This window comes from Petrocella sp., from assembly GCF_059865615.1.
Genome location: NZ_JCBCDA010000009.1, coordinates 66,663 through 85,563, shown reverse-complemented (window position 1 = coordinate 85,563; position 18,901 = coordinate 66,663). Strand labels below are relative to the sequence as shown.

The following is an 18,901-nucleotide window of genomic DNA, read 5'->3' as shown; positions in this document are numbered from 1 at the left end:
AACCAGCGGAATTAAGAATAAAGAGGGAACATGATGATAAAAAATATAATGGGTGGTATGGCTATTGGAATGGCTAACATTATTCCAGGTGTCAGTGGTGGAACAATCATGGTGATTTTAGGGCTCTTTGATAAGATGATTGAGAGTGTATCTCGAATTTTCAAGATCAACAACCCACAAAGAAAGAATGATATTATATTCTTATTACAAATATTATTAGGTGCTATTATTGGATTAATCACGTTTGCAAAAGTTATAGATTGGTTATTTGGCCACTATCCAATACATACTCTTTTTTGGTTTGCCGGTCTTATTGCTCTTAGCATTCCTTCTTTGATTAAGAAGGAATTAAAGGAACACCGTGCATCATGGGTTTTTGTTTCTATAGGCATGATGCTTGTATTTGTAATGACTTACTTAAATCCGGGAGAAAAAGCATATCAAATAGATGTATTTCCAGAAATTACACTTTTTCTGATTATCAAATTATTACTGGTCAGTATAGTTGTTGGCGCTACTATGCTCTTACCAGGGGTTAGTGGTTCAATGTTTTTACTAATTGTTGGCGAATACTATCTATTTAAATCATATGTAGCAGAGGTTTTATCTTTTGATTGGAACATCTTAATCCCACTAATTTTTGTAGGAATAGGTGTTATGCTAGGCATAATATTGAGTGCCAAGTTGGTGCAATATTATTTGAGAGAACATCGTCGAAATACAGTTAGTATCATCTTGGGACTTATTATTGCTTCAGCAATAGTGCTAATACCAAAGGATATCCAATATGATGTTACCTTAATGATTACATCAGCATTGGCATTTCTATTTGGTGCAATTGTCATTTTAAGCGTTGAAAAGTTTTCATAGTAACAAAGAAGGTTAAAGGATCAAAACTAAGTTTTGACATCAAAATCGTTTATTTGAAATTAGGAGGAAATATAATGACAAGAAGATTATTTACATCTGAGTCGGTTACAGAAGGACATCCGGACAAAGTCTGTGATCAAATATCAGATGCAGTACTGGACGCAATATTAGCACAAGACCCTAATGCGAGGGTGGCTTGTGAAACAGCCGTAACCACGGGCATGGTTTTGGTTATGGGAGAGATAACAACGGACTGTTATGTGGATATACCGAAAGTGGTACGTAATAAAATTCGAGAGATAGGCTATACAAGTGCCCATTATGGATTTGATGCAGAAACCTGTGCGGTTCTAGTCAGCATAGATGAGCAGTCATCAGACATTGCTATGGGCGTTAATGAAGCTTTAGAAGTAAGAATGGGTGAAGAGGAAGATGATGAAGGAACAGGTGCTGGTGACCAAGGAATGATGATTGGTTTTGCCTGTGATGAGACAGAAGAATTGATGCCATTACCCATATCTTTAGCTCATAAATTGACTAAAAAGCTTTCAGATGTTCGTAAGTCAGGACTTCTTAAATATTTAAGACCGGATGGTAAATCACAAGTGACAATCGAATATATTGATGATCAACCGGTGAGAGTGGATACAATCGTTATTTCTACTCAACATGATGAAGAAGTAACACAAGCTCAAATCAAAGAAGATTTGATAAGAGAAGTGGTACATGCGGTTGTACCAGAGGTATTGCTGGATGACAAGACCAAGTTCTTTATTAACCCTACTGGCCGATTTGTAATTGGTGGACCTCAAGGTGATTCGGGATTAACAGGGCGTAAGATTATCGTAGATACTTATGGCGGTTATGCCAGTCATGGCGGTGGCGCTTTCTCAGGAAAAGACCCAACCAAAGTGGACCGATCCGCCACTTATGCAGCCCGCTATGTGGCTAAAAATATCGTTGCAGCCGGTATTGCCAAAAAATGTGAAATAGAATTGGCCTATGCTATTGGTGTTGCCCACCCTGTATCCATATATGTGAATAGTCATGGCACAGGGATCATCACCGATGAAGCCATCACAGCACTTGTTGAAGCACATTTTGATCTAAGACCGGCAGCTATAATTAAGAGTTTAGGATTAAGACGACCCATATATGCTCAAACTGCTGCCTACGGACATTTTGGTCGTACGGACATTGATGTACCATGGGAAAAGACAGATAAGGTGGCTATGCTGAAAGCTGCAATTAATAAATAAACCAATAAAAAAGGCTGACTCATATATGAGACAGTCTTTTTTTGCGCATACCATTATATTCATAGACCTTCAAACCAAACATATGGTAGAATAAATGGATGTGAAAGTATTAAAAGAGGTGACTGTATGGAAAGAATTGAAGGCACAGTAGAAGACATTATTTATCGTAATGAAGACAATGGCTATACGGTACTTACAGTTGCAACCAAAGATGACGAAATGACGGTTGTAGGATTTATGTATGGTATCACAGTAGGAGAACATATCATAGCTGAAGGCGAATACACCTCCCATAACATCTATGGGAGACAACTTCAGGTGACCCATATAGAGACCAATATGCCAGGTGAAGTAGCGGCGATTGAGAGATACTTAGGATCAGGAGCTATCAAAGGGATTGGTCCTTCATTAGCCACGAAGATTGTAGAACGTTTCAAGGAAGATACATTTTTTACTATTGAAAATGAACCGTTAAAGTTGGCTGAGATTAAAGGCATCAGTGAAAAAATGGCTCAAAATATTGCTTCCATCTTTTATGAACAAAGAAGCATGCGACAAGTTGTTATATTTTTACAAGAGTATGGTTTGTCATTAACTTACGCTCTAAAGATTTTTGGTGAATATAAAGAAAGAACCTATGACATCGTCAAAAAAAATCCATATATATTAGCGGAAGACATACAAGGCATATCTTTTAGGATGGCCGATGACATTGCCGAGAAGATTGGCATTGAAAAAACATCGGACTTTAGAATGATGGCGGCAATCAAGCATATCTTGATACGAAGTACGCTTGAAGGGCATACCTATCTTGAAAGAGAACGGCTTATAGAGCTGACAACTGAGCTATTGAATATTGAAGTACTTGACTTTGACCATGCGTTTATGAACTTACAGCTAAATGGGCATATCATGATTGAGGAAATTGAAAGAAAAGTGTGTATTTTCTTGACCTCATTTGACAATATGGAAAAGTATATTGCTGCAAAGCTATTTGAGTTGACTCATGTCAGTCTGGAGCAACATGATTATACTGATCAAGAAGTTGAGCATATAGAAAAAGAAATGGGTATTAACTTTGATGAAAATCAAAAAAATGCCATTACCCAAGCGCTGACCTGTGGCACTTTGGTCATAACCGGTGGTCCCGGTACAGGAAAAACCACAACTCTAAATGCTATTATTAAACTTTTTGAGGAAAGAAGGCAAGAAGTACTGCTGGCAGCGCCTACAGGAAGAGCCGCAAAACGTATGTCTGAGACCACGGGCCTAAGTGCAAAAACCATTCATCGTCTACTAGAAATAAGTGGAGGTGCTGAGGGACATCAGAGATTTGAACGTAATGAAGACTACCCTATTGAAGCAGATGTCATTATTATTGATGAGACCTCCATGATGGATACGGTACTAACCTATCACCTACTTAAGGCCATTGTTCCCGGGACAAGAGTCATTTTTGTTGGTGATCAGGACCAATTACCATCTGTAGGCCCCGGTAATATATTAAAAGATATTATTCACTCAGGTTATATCCACACCGTTAAACTTGAGCAGATTTTTAGACAGGCAGGAGAAAGTCATATTGTCGTCAACGCACATAAAATCAATTCAGGTGAAATGATTGACCTTGCAAATAATACCAAGGATTTCTTTTTTGTCAGACGACAAGATCCAAGGCATGTGATTGGAGAGATTATTACATTAATCAAGTCCAGATTGCCCAAATTCGCAGAACTTGAGAGTTCAGAAGGTATTCAGATTCTAACCCCCACCCGTAAAGGACTTCTGGGTGTGGATAATTTGAATTTGGAGCTTCAAAAAAATCTCAACCCACCTTCTAAAGACAAAACAGAAAAAATATATGGCACCCGTCTGTTTAGAGAAGGTGATAAAGTGATGCAAATTAAGAATAACTATAACATTGGTTGGCGCATTATGAGCGACTATGGCTTTACAGTAGATGAAGGTTTAGGTGTCTTTAACGGTGACATGGGTCAAATCGTAGAAATTAATCTCTATACAGAAAAGATAAAAGTTCTCTTTGATGATGACCGAATGGTTTATTATGAGTTTAAAGGGTTAGATGAGCTGGATTTAGCCTATGCAGTGACCATCCACAAGTCTCAAGGAAGTGAATACCCTATTGTTATAATGCCGATGTTTAAAGGACCGACATTATTGTTAAACAGGAATCTGTTGTATACAGGTATTACCAGAGCTAAAAGATATGTGGTTTTAGTGGGCGATGAAAAGGTTGTCACACAAATGATTCAGAATAAAAGAGAGATGCTGAGGAATTCGGCGTTAAAACAACGTTTATTGGAGGTGTTTTCAGTAAAATGAAGGGGTTAATATCGAACCTATGGAAGCACCTCTTGGCTTTGCTATATCCGAACTTCTGCCTATTATGTGAGGAAACCCTAGACTATGGTAATGATAAAGCCTTATGTCCACATTGTGAAAATGCACATCCTCATCTAAGAGAAGATCTTTGTGAACTATGCGGGAAACCCTTAGCGGATCCTTTCGATTCAAGATGTTTTGATTGTGGAAAAAGACCACATTTTTATGAAGAAGGCCGTAGTATATGGGTATATGAAGGCTTGGTTAAGCAAAGTATTTACGATTTCAAATACAAAAAAAGAAAAGAATATGGCGTATTGTTTGCTAAAGAATTGATTAGGTATTATAATGAAACTATTAGATGGGAAGTGGATATGGTATTGCCTATACCTTTACATAAGCATCGGTTAAGAGAACGTGGCTTCAATCAAACCGAACTTATGGTTAAGCATTTTGCAAAAAGTTTTGATTTACAGATGGGAGGGAAAAAGGTTTTATGGCGCGATAAACCAACAGAGCCTCAAAAAGTTCTATCAGATAAGGAGAGATGGGATAATATGCAGGATGCCTTTTTTGCAAGCAAAGCACATGTTGAAGGTAAGACCATCCTACTCATTGATGATATTTATACAACAGGCTCTACCATGGATGCTTGTGCAAAAGCATTAAAGATTCAAGGTGCAGAAGCGGTCTACTGTTTATCCATAGCTATTGGGAGAGGGATGTAGAATAGGCCTTACACCTGTAATAATTCATGAATCATGGAGGTGTTAGAATGAATGTAAAAAATTGTGTTAAGTGTGGTAAGATTTTTAATTATATTGGAGGTAGGCCGATTTGTCCTTCTTGTAATAAGAATCTTGAAGAGGAGTTTAAAACAGTTAGAACTTATGTGAAACGCAATCCAGATGCATCCATTGCTGAAGTGGCAGAGGTCAACGAAGTAGATGTTAAGCAAATCAAGCAGTGGATTAGAGAAGAAAAACTATCCTTCTCCAAGGACTCGGGTGTTGGTATTGATTGTGAACTTTGTGGTGTGACCATTAAGACCGGACGTTTTTGTGATACTTGTAAAAAAACCGTTACCAATGATTTGAACAACGCTTATGATCGGCCTAAAAAGGTGGAAGAGAACCCCTTTGCCAATCAAAAGAAGGAAACAAAGATGCGCTTTATGAACAAAGATCGATAAAAAAAGCAACCTCAAGCAACCTCTAAACAATTTAAGAGGTTGTTTTTTTGATTTTTATAAAAAATAACTTAATGAACCATGAAGAGATGCCGATAAATAAAGTGAGATAAAAACAAAGGTGGTGAATGATATGAGAATCAATGGTATACACGGTGTGAATCAAGCTTACAAACCTAACAAGGCACAAAAAGCCTATGGTTCATCATCGGTTGCAGCCGGTAAGGATACTTTGGCGTTGTCGGATTTTGCAAAGGAATTATCCGTAGCAAAAGCGGCGGTTAGTAAGACACCGGATGTGCGACAAGCAAAAGTAGATGAGATTAAACAACAAATGGAAGCCGGTACTTATAACATAACGGCAGCTCAAGTTGCAGACAAGATCATCGCTCAACTCTAATCCATATTATTCGTAAGAAGATGACAGTCATACGAGTAAGTAAGGCGTATTTTTGATATCCGAATTGCGAATACTATGGGTTATACTTTTTTAGGCATAAGCATGCCGCATACTCACAAAGAAGGGATCTATCATTTAGATGGCAAGTTTAATAGAAGATCTAATAGGAATACTAGAGGAAGAAACAGGATGTTATAAACTTCTACTTGAAGTGGCGAATAATAAAAAGGATGTTATTATTAATGGGGATTTGCCCGGCCTACAGGAACTGACGAAACAAGAGCAAGAACTGGCTGGGCTACTTTTGCGTCTTGAGAAGAAAAGAATAAGTGTTATTGAGGATATATGTTTGGTCACCAATAAAGTACCGGGTGAAATGACTGTAGCCAAGCTGATTGAACTCCTAGAAGGTCAAAAAGAAGAACAAGGTAAGTTGATAGTAGCCACTAAGCATTTGACAGAAGTTATTGAACCGCTAAGAGACATGAACAAGATGAACGAGCAGCTTATTGGACAATCTCTTGAATTTGTTGAATTCACCATGAATGCCATACAAAGTAGCAAAGAGCCCATTACCAGTAATAGTTATAAACCAAAAGGTAAAGGCTACCAGCAAAGCAACAGTACGAATTTCTTTGATGCCAAACAATAAAGCAAAATAATAATTCGAAAGTATATAGGAGGTGACGCGCATGTCATCCATTAGCAGCTTATCTACCGCATTATCTGCTCTAAGGGCAAGTGAGTCAGCCCTTAATACAACTGCACATAACTTGACCAATGTTAATACAGATGGTTATGTTAGGCAACAGGTACTAATCAAGGAAAGTAACTACATTCATATAGGGAAAAATGGTACATCAACTATGAGTGTAGGACTTGGAACAGACATACAGTCCATTCGTCAAGTTAGAGATATATTTCTGGATCAATCTTATAGAGAAGAATCCGGAAGACAAGGCTTTTATGAAGCAACAGCCACAGCGATTAATGAAATAGAAACCATACTTGGCGAAACAGAAGGTGAATCTTTTTCTAAGATTCTGGATGATTTATGGATTTCAATTAATGAGTTATCCAAGCACCCGGATGGCTTAGAGACACGAGGCTCTTTTGTTCAGAATGCGGTTATATTTGTTGAAAAATCTAATCTAATTATGAATCAACTCAATGACTATCAAAGAAATGTGAATACAGAGATTACGGATCAGATCAATCGGATCAACACCATTGGAAAAGAAATGAATATGTTAAATGACACTATATCCAAAGCGGAACTAGCAGGTGGGAATGCCAATGACTTTCGAGACCTTAGAAATAAGCTTTTAGATGAGCTGTCAACCATGGTGAGTGTAAAGTATAGAGAAGATAAAGATGGTGCATTATTAGTCAGTGTGGAGAATGTTCCATTCGTGATAAAAGGCGATTATGTACCTATGGGTACCATGCAAGCAGAACCATTTAGCATGTTAATTCGACCCAGTTGGCCCCATTTGAATGAACCGGTATTTAACTTTGATAATCCGATAGGTCCCGAGTATGATAACGATGTGGGCAAACTTAAAGGATTGATATTAGCTCGCGGTACCAGAAGTGCGAATTATTTAGATCTTAATGATGTGAATGTTTATAATAATGAGATTAAAGAATCTGCCATCATGTCTGCTCAAGCACAATTTGATAATTTGATTCATGGTATTGTCACCATGATTAATAATACAATTTCACCCAATTTACCGGGTCCACCTCAGGAACTTGACACTCTTAATGCACCCTTTGGCTTAAACGGCACTCAGGGTGATGAGATCTTTTCAAGGAAATTCATGCCCAGATATGACGCACTGGGCAATTACAATGAAGAAGACCCAACCAACGCCTACTCCCTTTATTCAGCAGGCAATCTGATGATCAATCCAGCTATTCTAATGGATTATAACAGGATTGCTCTAAGTCAGAATCTAGGTTATGACGGGGACAGTCAAGTGGCGTCAAGATTACTTGAACAATGGGATGCAAGCTTCAGCACCTTAGAACCGGGTACGACCGGAGCCATGACTTTTAGAGAGTATTATACCGGTTTTGTAGGTAATCTAGGTAACCTAGGTTATACAGCTAAAAATCAGACAAAAAATCAACAATTGATGGCAACCCAGATTGATAATCAAAGAAAGACACTTACAGGCGTCTCATCGGATGAAGAATTAGGGAATATGATGAAATATCAACATGCCTATAATGCCGCTGCTAGAGTTGTAACAACTGTAGACAGAATGATTGAACAAGTGGTTACTTCAATGGGCATCGTCGGTAGATAATACATAAATCTATATACAAAGTAATAAGGAAGAAGATATAAAACAGTAATAGGAGGTATGACAATGGGATCAGCATTTTTTGGTATTGGGGTTGGAACCCAAGGCCTATATACAGCAAAAACTGCATTGGACATCACCAATCATAATATAGCCAACGCTGAGACTGTTGGCTACAGCCGTCAATATGGCTTACAGTCTGCCACCAGACCATTACCAAATGGTATGAAAGGCATGATAGGTACAGGGTCGGAGATTACCAACGTTCTTCAGCACAGAGATAGCTACTTGGATAATAAATATTGGAGTATGATCAATGAATTAGGCGAATATCAAGTAAAAGATGAAATACTCAGCCAGATGGAAATACTCTTTAATGAACCATCAGAAACGGGTTACAGTACGTTTTTTAACAATATATTTGAAAGTCTTCAGACTCTATCCAAGAATCCTGGAGATACTACGGTTAGAAATGCTTATGTAACTTCGTTAGAGTCTTTTGCAACCTATATGAATGATGTAAGTAAGCAATTAACCACCTTACAAAAAGAAACCAATTTCGGTATCAAGACGAATATTGATCAGATTAATTTTTTCTCTCAACAATTAGCATCTCTAAACCATCAAATCGGGAATATGGAATTATCTGGTAAGTCGGCCAATGACTTAAGAGATGAAAGAAACCGTATTATTGACAATTTGTCAAAAATAGTCAATGTCGATACAAAAGAAATAACCGATGCAAACGGCAAGAAAACCTTCCGTGTGTCCATCAACGGCCAAAGCCTAGTATATGATACAACGGCCAATTATTTAGAAGTAAAGCCGAGAACTTATCTAAACAACCCGGAAGATCAGGTAGATATGTATGATATCTATTGGAAGTCAGGAAAAGAGCTCTATCTGAATAATGATAATCTTTCAGGTGAACTAAAAGGCTACATTGATCTTAGAGACGGTAATAATGGACAGAATTTCAAAGGTGCTATCTTATCAGGCGAGGGTACCAATACGCTTGTCATAAACAATCCATCACGCACTGATATTCCGACAGCAGGTGAGATGAATATCGGTGGGACCTTGATTACCTATAGCAGCGCGACTTATGACCCAGTACTGAACCAAATGACCTTTAACTTAGATGCAGCTGCACCGGCAGGTGTAGACGGTACAACTAGCTTTATTGGCGACAACCAATCCTTTAAAGGCATACCCTACTACACACAAGAGCTCAACCATTTTGTTAGAACCATAGCAAGAGAGTTTAACGCCATTAACGAAAGCGGCAATGGTGGGACAGGTACTCAGTTGTTTACCTATAAGGGTTATACAGGCACACCCCCTCTTAATGTGAATGATACAACCAGTTATGAAAAGATGAACATATATAACTTTGCCGTAAACCAAGCAGTTATAGATGATTTATCGTTGGTAGAGACATCAGCGACAGTAGATTACGGAGAAAGTGCCAACGACTTAATCTTGAAGCTCATAGAAAAAAGACATGACTCAAATATGTTCGCCAAAGGAAAACCGGACAACTTCATGCAATCTCTTCTTGGAACCTTAGGGATCGATGCCAAGCAAGTCATAAGTTTTAAGAAGGGCCAGGAAAACCTCATGCTCCTAGTGACCAATCAAAGATTATCCGTATCCGGTGTGGACTTAAATGAAGAGACCTTGAATATGTTGAAATTCCAACAAGCTTATAATGTATCGGCTAAAATCATTAGTGTTATGGATGAAATCTACAATGTGACCATCAATCAGATGGGTGCCAGATAAGAGGTGATAAAATGCGTATAACCAATTCAATGATGACCAACAATGTACTCCTTAATATTAATAGGAATAGAGAAACACTCAGTTTATATGAAACACAGATGGCGACAGGCAAGAAGATACAAAAGCCTTCAGACAATCCAATCGTGGCCATAAGAGCATTGAAGTTTCGTAATAATGTGAATGAGATTAAACAATATCAGACCAACGCAGAAGATGCCATATCATGGGCAGGCGTTACGGAGCAATCGGTTACCAATGTAACGGAGATTTTGAAAAGGGTTCGGGATCTAAGTGTTCAAGCCACTTCAGACATATTGAATATTGATAATAGGAAAAATGTGGTGACGGAGATTGAACAGCTCATGGAGCAGTTTGTCAAGGAAGGTAATACAACCTATGCCGGCCGTCATGTTTTTTCGGGTTATAAAACCAATATGCCTCTGGTATTTACTGAAACATCTGGGGACACCTATGAACTCACACAAAATTTTAAGGCTTCAGATCTGGAAAAGACGAAACGGGTGGTTGATAGTGAAATTATTGATGTGCATAGAATCCGTTTAGGCTATACAGATGTTTCTAATCCTGACACGACTTCACTAATACCCCCTTTTGCAACGGTTAATACAATGAGCGCATCAGATCCCGGTGCCATGACCCCTGTTCTTGGTGAGGTCAATTTTATACAAGATACGGGTGAGCTGATTTTTCATCCGGATGATGTTGTGAATATTCCTGATCCATTAGATTTTACCTATGAAAAAACAGGCTTTGATAAAGGGGATCTTATGCCGGAGCATTATTTCAAAGGGCAGAATCTGACCAAAGTTACGGCATTTGAAGTTAAAGATGAAAAAATGCTTTATCAGATTAGCTACAGTCAACAGATGTCTATAAATACTATGGGCTATGACGTCATTGGGATTGATCTGGTTCGAGATATAGAAGAACTGATTAATGCCACAAAAAGCATCACAGATGATGAGACCTTAACCACCGCCCTTCAGGAAGACTTATTAGGTGATGTCTTTAATAAGCTCATAGGAAAGATGGATAAACATATCGGTACATTACTCAACACCAGAGCTGAGATTGGTGGTAAGATTAACCGCTTAGAATTAACCATTAACAGGCTCAGTGAAGACAATCTGAACTTTACAGATTTGCTTTCTAAAAACGAAGATGTGGATTATGCAGAGGTTATCATGAAGATGGCAGCTCAAGAAATGGTCTACAATGCAAGTTTATCTGCATCTTCTAAAATTATTCAACCAACGTTATTGGACTTTATTCGGTGATAGATAAGCGGGCTTAAGAATCATTTGCTAAATAGAGTCAAAAAAGATATGATATAGAAAACCAAATAAAGGGAGTGTCTATGATGAAGATTAATACCAAGCATTTTGGAGAAGTAGAAATCGATGAAGAAAGAATTGTAGAATTTGAACAAGGCATCTTTGGTTTTGAAGACAGTAAACGTTATGTCATGCTTTATGAAGATGAAGAAACAAAAAACGGCCTGTGTTGGATGCAATCCGTAGATGATGAAGGTTTGTCTTTACCTGTCATTAACCCTATGTTTTGGTTTCCAAATTACAGCCCAGAAGTGGCAGATGAGCAGATTGCCAGAATCGGTGCGTTAAAGGAAGAAGATTTGAATTTGTTTTCGGTGGTGGTTATAACAGATAACATAGAAGCCATGACCACCAACTTAAAAGCACCAATCGTTGTTAATATCCAAACAAAGAAGGGCATGCAAGTCATAGTAGCCAATGAGGAATATGAGATTAAACACAATCTCTATGAGCAAATGAAGCTTATGAAGGCTGGTGAATAATCATGTTGGCTTTATCACGAAAATTAGGAGAATCCATTATCATCAATGATGATATTGTGATTACAGTGCTGGATATCTCAAGAGATCAGATCAAGATTGGCATCGAGGCACCCAAAAGTGTGCCGATTCACAGAAAAGAAGTCTATATACAGATTCAAGAAGAAAACAAAGCCGCAGCCGCTGGCAACGACAGTGCCCTCAGCAAGCTGAAAGACTTTATGAAATAAAATAATTTTTTTTTAAATTTACTATTAAGGTCTTTGAAAAAGAGGACGATATATTACCTGTAACGAACAAAGCTCGTTGGCCAACGAGTGCCAGCAGGGAAGCTGGCATATTCGACACTAACTTGGTTATTGTAAAATCTTAGTACAATAGCCAAAACTCATGAAATTCAAGGAGGAATAAATTATGAGAATTAACAACAATCTAATGGCAATGAACACACACAGACAACTTGGACAAACAACTGCATCAGGCGCTAAATCAATGGAAAAATTATCCTCAGGTTTCAGAATTAACCGTGCTGGTGATGACGCAGCTGGTTTAGCTATATCTGAAAAAATGAGAGGCCAAATTAGAGGCTTGAACCAAGCTTCTAGAAACTCACAAGATGCCATTTCTTTGGTTCAAACAGCAGAAGGTGCACTTAATGAATCACAATCCATTCTTCAAAGAATGAGAGAGCTTTCTGTACAATCTGCAAATGATACCAATACTGACGCAGATAGAAAAGAACTTCAAAGCGAATTAAAGCAACTAAATTCTGAGTTGGATCGAATTGGTAACACAACTGAATTTAATACTAAGAAATTATTAGATGGTTCAGCAAAAGGTGTAACTGAAGAAGTTAAAGGTACTGCAACAGTCAATAATAACTCTGGAGTTACTGTTACTAGTGCAGCATTAGAAAATCTTAATAAAGCAGCTGGAGCTGTGGGAACGGAATCGCAAGTGAATGGAGCTTATATGTTGATTCGTACAGATGCTTCTGATGCTGGTGGTGCTTTTGCTGCTGCTGATTACGAACTTATTGGACCTGATGGTAAAGCATCAACACATATTGCTGTTACTGATACTAATACACTAACATTTGAGGCAGCTATTCTTCTTGGTGGAGCAACAACATTAGCAGTAGGTGATTTAAATACCAATATGGCAGTTGGAGAAAGCATGACCTTTGTATTTGGCAAACATGAAGCAGCTACTAGTGACTTAGAAAACTCAATCATGGCGCAAGTAGGAGCAAACTCAGGTCAAACAACATTTATTTCAATGGGCGATATGCGTTCTGAAGCTTTAGGTGTTAAAGATGTTGACATTTCTACAAAATTTGGTGCTGCAACTGCTATTGAAACAGTAAATAACGCAATCCAAAAGGTTTCTTCACAAAGAAGTTCTTTAGGTGCTGTTCAAAACAGATTAGAGCATACAATCAAGAACTTAGATACATCATCTGAGAACTTACAAGCAGCTGAATCACGTATCAGAGACGTAGACATGGCGAAAGAAATGATGGAATTCACTAAGAATAACATCCTTACCCAAGCTGCTCAAGCGATGTTGGCTCAAGCAAATAATGCACCTCAAGGCGTTTTACAACTTCTTAGGTAATTATTTAAGGGTCCTATAAGATGAGAATCTTATATGCACATTGGGTGAATTGCTGGAACTTCCTTAAGGTCTATATACTACAACGTAACTGGAAACGGTATGCGTGAATGTTTGAAAAATATAGATATTGGATAATCAGCAGCCAAGCTCCTGTACCGAAAGGTTGGAGAAGGTTCAACGACTAGGATATACCATCTAAGGCGAAAGCTATGATGATGAAATCCGTAGGATCAGAGGTGGTCCGAAGTGCCCAACAACCTAATGGTCTTTTATTAAAGACAAAATGACTGGGTTGAAGATATAGTCTGGCCGTTAACGAAAGTTGGTGGATGGTCCGCAAGCAAACCAAGCACCTCAAGGCGTACTTCAATTATTAAGATAATTAAAAAAGTTTATATTATGAAGGGGTCAGGGGATTTTTCCTCTGACTCTTTTTAACATATCTCATAGCGGTCGATTATAATCTCATGATTGGGATAATGCTTTTCGTAATTTGCTTTCTTAATCTATTAAAGCGGATTTTAGATTCATTTTGTATGCCATACAATCTAGTAATGGATGTTGATGTTGAATAATTTGAAGGAATAAAATGATATGGTCTCTATAATTACACTGTAAAACATAGCCTTCACCATCTCTACGTTTCTTTAAGATAAATTGAATACCAAAAGTATCAAGAATATGATTCTGTAATAATATGTTTTCATTTTCTGAAAAAGATTGAGAATAGATTGTAATTCTTGGAAAAAGATGAATTCTGTTTTTTCTAATATATCGATCAATAACAAGTGTACCATCATCTAGGTATAGACAGAGCAGTCCAATGGGATGATTGAGTTTGGTAAGAATTTGAGGTGTTATCTGTTTGCGCCCATTTCTATAAAAAAGTTTATGATAATAACTGTATAAAAGGTTACTGGGAGATTTAATACTTGGCGCTTCATACTGATCGTAATACTTGAAATCAAGTAAGGCCAGCATTTCTGCTTTCCATGCACGATAGTCAGCTTGCTTCCTACATCCATGTTCACGATAAAATGATTCTTTGCTACGTCCATAGCATGCTTGGCTCCCAACACCAAGCAAACTACCAACAATAATATTTTCTTGAATTTTTGATGGTTTGTACTTTATAATGTTGTCTTCGTATGCCAAAGATCTTTTGTGTTGTAACTCACGAATAAGCTGTTGTTTAAATACATGGCTTTTTGTAATTTTGTTTTTTGAAACGATGCGTCGAATCTGATAAAACGACAAATTAAGCTCCTGAGCTAGTTTTTCAGTATTCATATTTGGATAGTTTTCTTTGATTATTTTTAATAGTTCAGTATTTATTGTAGTCATAGAAGTCACTCTCCCTATTCAAGAAATCATCAGAACATACGTTCTACTTCATTGTATCATAATTCAATAAAAAACATTAGAAAAAGGAAAAAACAAGACTAAAATCTTAGGTGAAAGATGTCCGAGGGGGACAGTTCTTGCGGTCAGTTCAGACGACTTGGTATAGACAAGAGAAAGGAAGTTGTAAGGATGCAGAATGAAAGAGCTTTACTTGAAGCGGAACTTGAAAAAGTCAAACAAAAAATCGTACTACTTGAAGAAACAGAAGCACGTCTACTAAGTATGCGTGTTATTGCTAAGGATGCCGCAGATAGAAAACTGGATCAAAAAGAAATTAGCGCTTATCAAAGTAGATTAAGTGAACTTGAAGCCGAAGTGAGATTACTAAGCGCAGATCTGAACATAATTTAATCCGAACTTAATACCTTAAATGATCAATCACCTATTAACTTTTAGCTTTAGAAGCCGATATATAATGTAGGATATAACAATACAAGGAGGTATTACTATGAGAATTGATTCGGTTGGCGGTGCAAACACGATGCCAACACCCCAAAGTGTAGAACGAGTAGGCAGAACGGAAGCTCCAGCTCCAATACAACCTGTGAAAAAATCAGGCAATCAGAATGCATCAGCGGCTAAGCAACAAGAACGTATTCATGTTGATGCAGAAGTGGCAGCGGCAGAAAACACACTTCAACAAGAACAGCAAGTGATTAAGGCTATAGAAAAAGCCAATAAACACATTAGAACCTATGACAGACGACTAGAATTCTCCATACATGATACAACTAAACAGATTATGGTAAAAGTTATTAACACAGAGAATGATTCAGTCATACGAGAAATACCGTCCGAAAAAGTTTTAGATATGGTCGCCCATCTGTGGGAGATTTCAGGCATACTTGTGGACGAACATAGATAGGAGGTACTTCTATGGCAATACAATTTACAGGACTGGCTTCAGGCCTTGATACCCAGAGCATTATTAGAGAACTCATGAAAGTAGAACGTACAAGGGTGGAGACCGTTGAAAAGGATAAAGTCTTAGCCGAGTGGAGAAAAGAAGCTTGGTCCTCTATGAATGCAAAGCTATTTAGTTTTTATAAAGAGGAACTTTTTTCATTCAAATCAGCAGGTACTTACAATAAGAAAAAACTAACCAGTTCCAATGAGAGTATGGTTTCCATGAATACATCTTCAGCGGCCATACGAGGTAGTCACACAATAGAGATTGAAAAAATGGCAAAAGGCTCTTTCTTAACAGGAGAAACCATAGCAGGGGTTACATCATCTACCAGAGCCGATCAAATGATGACCTTTTTGGATCCGCTAGACACCAAAGATTTATCCATCAGCTTAGATGGTGGTGTAACAACACAACAAATCACCATTGAAGCAAGTGATACCATGGCAAATATCACAAGTAAAATAAAAGACCTTGGACTAGATATGAACGTCAGTTATGACGCTAACTTTAATCGTCTTTTTCTTTCCTCGACGAAGACCGGTAATGGTGTTGAGTTACAAGTAACTGGTGATGAAGATGTTTTAGATGGTTTGGGTTTTATTGCAGGCAAACGCATAGGTACAATCGGTGAAGATGCATCGTTTAAATATAATGGTACCAATTTGACCAGCGCAACCAATGAAGTAATTGTAAATGGTTTATCCTTTAATATATTAGATGAAGGTGGCACTTCTAATATATCTGTAACTCAAGATACGGACGCTATATATGATTCTGTTAAGAAATTTGTTACCAAATACAATGAGCTCATGTTGGAAATGGATGAGAAAATCAATGCAGAATCAGCCAGAAGCTTTAAACCATTAACACCAGAAGAAAAATCAGCCATGACCGAAGAAGATATTAAGTTGTGGGAAGAGAAAATTAAAGTATCTTTACTAAGAAGAGATGATAATCTGAGTAGCATCATGGGCAGTATGAGAAATACGTTGACTCTATCCTCTGGTGTGGATACAACTGGGTTTACATTTAGAAATTTTAGCAGCTTAGGCATCGTTACAGGTGGTTACACGGAAAAAGGCGTTTTACATATTGAAGGTGATGAAGACAATAGCCTATATAGTGTGAAAGAAAATAAGTTAAGAAAAGCCATTGATGAAGATCCAGATGCGGTAATGAAATTATTTACCAGCTTGGGCGACAAATTATATAAAGATATGAGTACGAGGATGCAATCCTCTACCCTTAACAGTGCTTTCACTTTTTTTAATGACAAAACGATTGATAAACAAGTTAGAGATTTTGACACTAAAATCAGTAATCTTGAGATTCGCTTGGCGAGTATTGAAAGTCGTTACTATAAACAGTTCACGGCAATGGAAAAAGCCATGCAACAGTCCAATTCGACTAGTAACTGGTTAACACAACAATTAGGAGGTCTCTAAGATGACAAGTAATCCATACACAAAAATAAAATCAAACTCCATTATGACTGCCTCCCCTCAAGAATTAACCTTAATGCTTTATGATGGTGCCATTAAGTTTGGCAATCAAGCAAAAGTAGCCATGGTGGAAAAAGATATCGAAAAAAGTCATAATCTGATTATGCGGGTCTTGGCCATTATAGAAGAATTTCAGATCACTTTAGATAAGAGTTATGAAGTTGCCGCAGGTCTTGAACTCATGTATGATTATATCAGCAGAAGGCTGATGGAAGCCAATGCATCTAAAGACCCTGAAATACTTGAAGAAGCCATTGGTTTTATCAGAGACTTGCGTAATACATGGAAAGAAGCTATCCAATTGACCAAACAAGGTGCAGGTACTAGTACCAGTGCTACTAAAGAAAGCGTTGGGAGCTTGACAACAAAAGCCCAATAAGTAGACTTTAGAAACGAACAAACAATTATGGTTAAAGGGTCAAAACTAAGTTTCACTAAATTCGCCTACCATATGTAGATTACGTTGATACATTCATAACTACATATGGTAGGTGAAAGTTCAACTATATAGTTTTGACACCTTAACCAATTATTATATAATCAAACTGACTCAATTATTAGGAGTGAATTCTATGGATATAGCAGCAATGTCTATGATACTATCCCAAGGCCAAGTGAAACAACAAGCCGGCATACAACTGGTAGCCAAGATTATGGATATGCCAGAAGTTCAGAGCAACGAACTTGTTAAGATGATGGAACAAAGCGTGACCCCGGAAATCGGTCGAAGCATTGATATAAAGTTATAGATAATTTGCTAATGAGGATCTGGTTAATAGACTGGGTCCTTATCATTTATTCTCGTGGTGGTCAAACACATCATAATTTGTTATAATCTTAATTACTAGGAAAAAGGTGGTGCGTTATGGGCGACATATATGTACAAGTGGATATCCTTCTAGATGCTTTGGAAAGAAAAAAAGTCTTATTAGAAGAGATTCTGGCATATACAAAAGAACAGTCGGACTTGCTTGGGAAGGAAGACTTTAATACAACAAGTTTTAATAATATTATGAGCAACAAGCAGGTTCGTATTGATAAGCTGATTCAGATCGATGAAGGATTTGAGAGCGCTTTTGATAGAATCAAGTCGACCTTAAAGTCTCAACCGGCATTATATAAAGAAGCAATTGGGAAGATGAAGCAATATATAACGGCTGTCAGTGATCTGGGTGTGGAGATTCAAGTGGCTGAAATGCGTAACAAGCAAAGGTTTGATCTTAAGAGTCAGAACATCAAAGGCGATGTTAAGAACTTTAGGAATCAGAAGTCAGCGGTCTCTAGTTACCACAACAATTACAACAAGCAGAAGAAGGCAGACCAACCCCATTTCTTTGATTCTAAGAAATAGATGACAGTCGTAACCTATATTCTATATGTAGTATGACGATAGTGTTGAATGATAATGCTCAAGGGTATAGTACAATGATTTATTACTATTTTACACTATCCCTTGTATTATTATCAGCTTTTTGG

Annotated in this window: 20 protein-coding genes; 19 read left to right on the top strand and 1 reads right to left on the bottom strand. The window is 37.6% G+C overall.

Going from position 1 to position 18,901, the window contains the following annotated elements:
• The first annotated feature begins 33 nt into the window (after positions 1 to 33).
• The 13 genes from AC6F8J_RS01755 to AC6F8J_RS01695 all read left to right on the top strand — a co-directional run bounded on the left by AC6F8J_RS01755 (position 34) and on the right by AC6F8J_RS01695 (position 13,609).
• Complete coding sequence (locus tag AC6F8J_RS01755; RefSeq protein ID WP_500720516.1) at positions 34 to 870, top strand: undecaprenyl phosphate translocase family protein; 837 nt, start codon at positions 34 to 36, stop codon at positions 868 to 870.
• A 74-nt stretch (positions 871 to 944) separates the two neighbouring features.
• A complete protein-coding gene (gene metK, locus AC6F8J_RS01750; protein ID WP_500720515.1) occupies positions 945 to 2,129 on the top strand; it encodes a methionine adenosyltransferase in 1,185 nt (394 codons plus the stop codon).
• A 126-nt stretch (positions 2,130 to 2,255) separates the two neighbouring features.
• Positions 2,256 to 4,472: an SF1B family DNA helicase RecD2 gene (recD2, locus tag AC6F8J_RS01745; protein ID WP_500720514.1), complete on the top strand. Its 2,217-nt coding sequence runs from the start codon at positions 2,256 to 2,258 to the stop codon at positions 4,470 to 4,472.
• A complete protein-coding gene (locus AC6F8J_RS01740) occupies positions 4,469 to 5,200 on the top strand; it encodes a double zinc ribbon domain-containing protein (RefSeq protein WP_500720513.1) in 732 nt (243 codons plus the stop codon). Before recD2 ends, AC6F8J_RS01740 begins: the two co-directional genes overlap by 4 nt.
• Before the next feature lie 47 nt (positions 5,201 to 5,247).
• A complete protein-coding gene (locus tag AC6F8J_RS01735) occupies positions 5,248 to 5,664 on the top strand; it encodes a flagellar protein (protein WP_500720512.1) in 417 nt (138 codons plus the stop codon).
• Between the two features lie 130 nt (positions 5,665 to 5,794).
• A complete protein-coding gene (gene flgM / locus AC6F8J_RS01730) occupies positions 5,795 to 6,061 on the top strand; it encodes a flagellar biosynthesis anti-sigma factor FlgM (protein WP_500720511.1) in 267 nt (88 codons plus the stop codon).
• Between the two features lie 139 nt (positions 6,062 to 6,200).
• Complete coding sequence (locus tag AC6F8J_RS01725; RefSeq protein ID WP_500720510.1) at positions 6,201 to 6,713, top strand: flagellar export chaperone FlgN; 513 nt, start codon at positions 6,201 to 6,203, stop codon at positions 6,711 to 6,713.
• 40 nt (positions 6,714 to 6,753) lie between these two features.
• The gene (gene flgK, locus AC6F8J_RS01720; protein ID WP_500720509.1) at positions 6,754 to 8,376 is read left to right on the top strand and encodes a flagellar hook-associated protein FlgK; all 1,623 of its coding nucleotides are present in this window, start codon (positions 6,754 to 6,756) and stop codon (positions 8,374 to 8,376) included.
• Positions 8,377 to 8,439: 63 nt separating this feature from the next.
• The gene (flgK, locus tag AC6F8J_RS01715; RefSeq protein ID WP_500720508.1) at positions 8,440 to 10,158 is read left to right on the top strand and encodes a flagellar hook-associated protein FlgK; all 1,719 of its coding nucleotides are present in this window, start codon (positions 8,440 to 8,442) and stop codon (positions 10,156 to 10,158) included.
• Between the two features lie 11 nt (positions 10,159 to 10,169).
• Positions 10,170 to 11,456 carry a flagellar hook-associated protein FlgL gene (flgL, locus tag AC6F8J_RS01710; protein ID WP_500720507.1) on the top strand — a complete coding sequence of 429 codons (1,287 nt, stop codon included), beginning with the start codon at positions 10,170 to 10,172 and terminating at the stop codon, positions 11,454 to 11,456.
• Between the two features lie 80 nt (positions 11,457 to 11,536).
• The gene (gene fliW, locus AC6F8J_RS01705; RefSeq protein ID WP_500720506.1) at positions 11,537 to 11,995 is read left to right on the top strand and encodes a flagellar assembly protein FliW; all 459 of its coding nucleotides are present in this window, start codon (positions 11,537 to 11,539) and stop codon (positions 11,993 to 11,995) included.
• 2 nt (positions 11,996 to 11,997) lie between these two features.
• Positions 11,998 to 12,222, top strand: a complete 225-nt coding sequence (gene csrA, locus AC6F8J_RS01700) for a carbon storage regulator CsrA (protein ID WP_500720505.1) — start codon at positions 11,998 to 12,000, stop codon at positions 12,220 to 12,222.
• 184 nt (positions 12,223 to 12,406) lie between these two features.
• Entirely contained in the window at positions 12,407 to 13,609 is a 1,203-nt protein-coding gene (locus tag AC6F8J_RS01695; RefSeq protein ID WP_500720504.1) for a flagellin N-terminal helical domain-containing protein, read from the top strand.
• Between the two features lie 501 nt (positions 13,610 to 14,110).
• On the opposite strand, the gene AC6F8J_RS01690 is transcribed toward AC6F8J_RS01695, so the two are convergent.
• A complete protein-coding gene (locus tag AC6F8J_RS01690; RefSeq protein WP_500720503.1) occupies positions 14,111 to 14,953 on the bottom strand; it encodes a hypothetical protein in 843 nt (280 codons plus the stop codon).
• A 189-nt stretch (positions 14,954 to 15,142) separates the two neighbouring features.
• Here AC6F8J_RS01690 and AC6F8J_RS01685 point away from each other — a divergent pair, with 189 nt between their 5' ends.
• From AC6F8J_RS01685 to flgN, 6 genes are all read left to right on the top strand, one after another.
• A complete protein-coding gene (locus tag AC6F8J_RS01685; RefSeq protein WP_500720502.1) occupies positions 15,143 to 15,364 on the top strand; it encodes a hypothetical protein in 222 nt (73 codons plus the stop codon).
• Positions 15,365 to 15,461: 97 nt separating this feature from the next.
• Positions 15,462 to 15,878: a flagellar protein FlaG gene (locus AC6F8J_RS01680; protein ID WP_275840808.1), complete on the top strand. Its 417-nt coding sequence runs from the start codon at positions 15,462 to 15,464 to the stop codon at positions 15,876 to 15,878.
• Between the two features lie 11 nt (positions 15,879 to 15,889).
• Positions 15,890 to 17,368 carry a flagellar filament capping protein FliD gene (gene fliD / locus AC6F8J_RS01675; protein WP_500720501.1) on the top strand — a complete coding sequence of 493 codons (1,479 nt, stop codon included), beginning with the start codon at positions 15,890 to 15,892 and terminating at the stop codon, positions 17,366 to 17,368.
• A gap of 1 nt (position 17,369) precedes the next feature.
• Positions 17,370 to 17,804: a flagellar export chaperone FliS gene (fliS, locus tag AC6F8J_RS01670; RefSeq protein ID WP_500720500.1), complete on the top strand. Its 435-nt coding sequence runs from the start codon at positions 17,370 to 17,372 to the stop codon at positions 17,802 to 17,804.
• 193 nt (positions 17,805 to 17,997) lie between these two features.
• Positions 17,998 to 18,174 (top strand): putative motility protein, encoded by a 177-nt coding sequence (locus AC6F8J_RS01665; RefSeq protein ID WP_500720499.1) that lies wholly within the window; start codon positions 17,998 to 18,000, stop codon positions 18,172 to 18,174.
• Positions 18,175 to 18,290: 116 nt separating this feature from the next.
• The gene (gene flgN, locus AC6F8J_RS01660; RefSeq protein WP_500720498.1) at positions 18,291 to 18,776 is read left to right on the top strand and encodes a flagellar export chaperone FlgN; all 486 of its coding nucleotides are present in this window, start codon (positions 18,291 to 18,293) and stop codon (positions 18,774 to 18,776) included.
• Positions 18,777 to 18,901: the final 125 nt, after the last annotated feature.